The organism is Synechococcus sp. R6-5 (genome assembly GCF_047461775.1).
Classification (GTDB): Bacteria; Cyanobacteriota; Cyanobacteriia; order Thermostichales; family Thermostichaceae; genus Thermostichus.
Map to the genome: position 1 here is coordinate 1 of NZ_JANSHV010000316.1, position 2907 is coordinate 2907.

Consider the following 2907-nt stretch of genomic DNA (forward strand, 5'->3'; position numbering starts at 1 on the left):
GCGGGGCTCCTGCGATTTCTAGCTGAAAAGAGGCAGCGTTTCTACAAACCCAAATCCGCCAAAATATCGCGGGCATGGGTTTCGGTATTGATGTTCTGGTAGACCTTGGCAATTTTGCCCTCGCCATCAATGACGTAGGTCACCCGCTTGGCATAGCCGCCCCCATCCACATCGTAGGCGCGGGTAATCACCCCACTGCTATCCACCAGTAGGGGGAAAGGCAAGTTGTACTTTTCGGTGAACTTTTGGTGAGAAGCTTGGTCGTCCATGCTCACCCCCAGCACCACCACGTCCTTGCTTTGGTAGTCGGCGTAGGCGTCGCGGAATCCACAGGCTTCTTTGGTACAGCCGGGGGTGTCGTCTTTGGGGTAAAAATAGAGGACAACGGTTTTGCCGGCAAAATCAGCCAGCGAAACCTGGTTGCCTTGGGTGTCAGTGGTGTTGAACCCAGGAGCAGGGGTGCCAACAGCGAGAACCATAGGTGCGTGACCCAAAAAGTGTGATGAATAGGGCTGCCCTCAGCATTTTCTTCAGCCCTGCTTGTCTCTGTCAAGGCATTACCGCTCCAGCTTGGCATTGCAACTCAGCCACCAGCTCTTGAAGCTCCGCCGATAGATTGCCGGGCAGCCGTCGCCTCAGAATCTCTGCCAACGATCGATAATACCACAGGGATCCCTCTTTTCCGGCGGAAAACCGCTGCCAGAGTTCATCCCCCAGTTGGCGAAAATCCCGCAAGATGCAGCGGGCGTTGTGCAGCTTGTCAGAGGCGGCCACCAACAAAACCGAGGCATTTGCCGTTTCCAGGTGCTTCAGGTAGGCGGTTTTGCGCTCTTTCCAGTTTTCTTTGGGCTCGCCTCGGGAGCCATCGCTTTCGGTATCCGTACATCCCAGGATGATCTGCAGCACCCGTTCTCCAAAGTGCTCCCGGATCTGTTGCTCAATCTGGGCCCGGGGCTCGCCTGTGTTGTGGGGGCCGTCCTCTAGGCTGTCGTGGAGCAGAGCGGCAATCGCTTCATCTTCATCCGCCCCATGCTCCAGGGCGATGGCTGCTACGGCCAACAGATGGCTGAGGTAAGGGATCCCGGTTCCCTTGCGGGTTTGAGAAGCATGCCAGCGATGGGCATAGTGCATTGCCTGCACAAACCGCTGTGTGAGTTGCGTTGACATCTGGACTCTCCAATTGGGGTTAAGTTGACTGCTGGGGCAAGGTTGATCCAAGCGAGTCTCAGGCGTTGAGACTGCAAATCAGAAAATGGGATGAGCACTTCTGATCACTTTAAACAAGGTTAAGACGCTGTGCCGCCTACCCTCACCCCCAGCCCCTCTCCCTGCCTTGGGAGAGGGGAGTCAGGGATCGATGTAACTGTGCTGAGATGGCAAGGTTTAGCCGGTGGCCGGAGTCTGTTTTGCAGGCAGCGGCACCAGCGTTCCTGTTCCCTGCCAAGCGCACAAATCCACGAACTGGTCGGCTATCCGAATTAACGCCGGGTTCGTGTTCGGCCTGTAGGCGGCTACCTCCAGCCGGCAGCCTTGGCGGCGGATATGCTTGAGGGCCGGCACAAAATCTCCATCCCCACTCAGCAGCAGCACCGTCTCGTAGTGGGAGTGCATCGCCATCAAGTCCACGATCAGCTCCCCATCCAGATTGGCTTTGCGGCTGCCGTCGGCGTGGATCACCACCGGCTTGGTGACCACCCGATAGCCCTGTTTTCTCAACTCCCGCAGGAAACGACGCTGAGCTAGGTTGTGGCGATCTACCCCGCTGTAGACATGCACTTCCATCTCGGATCTGCCCTGGGCCAGCCAGCTGAGCAGACTGGGATAGTCGAGATGGGATCCCCACTGCTGGGCGCTGGCGTGGAGATTGGCCGCGTCGATGAACACCCCCAGGGCTTTGCGGGGAAAAGCAGGGTTCGGCTGGGATGCCACCAGCTGCTGCAGGTGTTGGAGTTGCGCCTGCACTAACTCCAGTTGCTCCAAAGTCACTTGGGGCTGGGATACCGGCAGAGCATTCAACCGCAGCTCCACGGCTTTTAACCGCTGCTGGATTTGCTGGATGGCCTGGGTGATGGGGGCCAGCTGTTGCCGCACGGACAGATGAGACGTGGGCCGAGCTTCGAGGGCGTCGATCCGCCCTTGTAATGTTTCCAGTTGGGCCGCCGTCTGCTGCTGCTGTACCCAGATGGGCTCCAAAACCTTTACTTTCTGCTCGAGCTCTTGAATGGCTTCAGCCGGGGAAGCCAAGGTCTGCTGCAGAAGGGACGGTTCAGCAGTGAGCCGAGCGTCCAGCACCTCGAAACGCGCTTGCAGGGTCTCCAGTTGGGTTGCTGTCTGTTGCTGCTGTGTCCAGGTCTGTTCCAGAACTTGGCCAAGCTGTTCTTCGCGGCGGCGGATGGCAGGGTAGGCTGCTGCCAAAGGTAAGAGCCCCCAGATCACTTGGCGGGTCACCAGGGCCGTCACCCCCAGGGCCAGGGATCCCGTCCACAGCCAGGTTAAGGGGAAGGCAGAAGCCCTATTCATACTCATAGTCAGCTCTCCTCAGTTTGGGTTATCGATCTGCTCGGTTGCCAGGATTTCACCTCACTCACATGGGCCACCTCAGGGATCCCTCTCGAAGATCGAGATGCCCAGAACTCCCAGAGGCATCGAAGAGGAGCAATTCAGCAACTGCAGTATGCCTGCTATTGGAAGGGGAATCTTCCAATCGCTGGACAAGCGTATTTCCCTTGTTGAGCAAACGGATCAGATATCGAGTCAGTTATCGAAAGCAGGCTCAAACTTGTTCCTCTTGACCGACAGGCCCCGTGGCCCGCTCAACCTGGATTCAACGTCCAAGCTATTGGCTGACGGTATGGGCCGTAAAACCATTGAACGGAGCAGGGTCAGCTAGAAATCGCAGGAGCCCCG

3 protein-coding genes are annotated in these 2907 nt (G+C 57.6%); all 3 read right to left on the reverse strand.

Annotated features, from left to right (window positions below):
- Positions 1–41: 41 nt before the first annotated feature.
- Positions 42–479, reverse strand: coding sequence for a peroxiredoxin (locus NW818_RS13300; protein ID WP_011432689.1), 438 nt, complete (start codon positions 477–479; stop codon positions 42–44).
- A 70-nt stretch (positions 480–549) separates the two neighbouring features.
- Positions 550–1167, reverse strand: a complete 618-nt coding sequence (locus NW818_RS13305) for an HD domain-containing protein (protein WP_011432688.1) — start codon at positions 1165–1167, stop codon at positions 550–552.
- 216 nt (positions 1168–1383) lie between these two features.
- Complete coding sequence (locus NW818_RS13310) at positions 1384–2520, reverse strand: NYN domain-containing protein (RefSeq protein WP_414329613.1); 1137 nt, start codon at positions 2518–2520, stop codon at positions 1384–1386.
- Positions 2521–2907: the final 387 nt, after the last annotated feature.